The organism is Vibrio sp. 970 (assembly GCF_033339075.1).
Genome location: NZ_JAWOTW010000291.1, coordinates 1 through 715, shown reverse-complemented (window position 1 = coordinate 715; position 715 = coordinate 1). Strand labels below are relative to the sequence as shown.

General features: G+C 47.4%; 1 protein-coding gene. It reads left to right on the top strand.

Going from position 1 to position 715, the window contains the following annotated elements; genetic code table 11:
• Positions 1-715, top strand: a 715-nt coding sequence (locus R7Q11_RS26240) for a PAS domain-containing protein (protein WP_225467006.1), incomplete at both ends; no start/stop codon positions are given.

The window sequence follows — 715 nt, the reverse complement described above, 5'->3', positions numbered from 1 at the left end:
TGAAATCAAGCTCGATTATCAAGCTGTAGTGCGCTGGGGGCTGGGTGCTGAGCAAGAGGTCTCTGCGGTATTTTTTAATAAACCGATGAAGTTTTCTGAGCGTTTTGCCAAAGAAATTCGCTTGTTTGGCAGTTTGTTCGTGCTGATGCTGGTGGCCATTTTGCTACTGAGCTACTACTTGCAACGCATTCGTCGCAGCGAGACGGCTGCTCGTGAAAGCCAGGCGATTTTAGAGTCCATTTTTGACCAAAGTATGCAGTACATGGGGATTTTGGATAAACATGGTTTGCTTAAATCTGGCAACGATCGTCTGCAATCTTTGCTCTATCATCAGGAATTACGCTTAGATAAGCCACTTTGGTTACATCAAAACTGGAGTGAGCAAGCACGCCACGCGATCTCCGATTATTTTGACGCACCGCAGCAACAAGTTTCGACATTTGAAGCCGAAATCTGGAGCAAAGAGCACGGCTCTATGGTGCTCGAAATTTCCTTAAAGCCATTTTCCCAGCAGGTGGGCAAACAAAAGCAGTATCTGTTTGAGGCGCGTGATATCACCAGCCGTAAGTTGATGGAAGATAAGCTCTATCAGCGTGAGTCGAGCTTGCGTAATTACTACGAGCAGCAGCCCGTGATGATGGTGACGCTCGACAGTCACAACCGCATCCAAGAAGTGAACCGATTCGCGCAACTGTTATTGGGCTACGAGCCGATT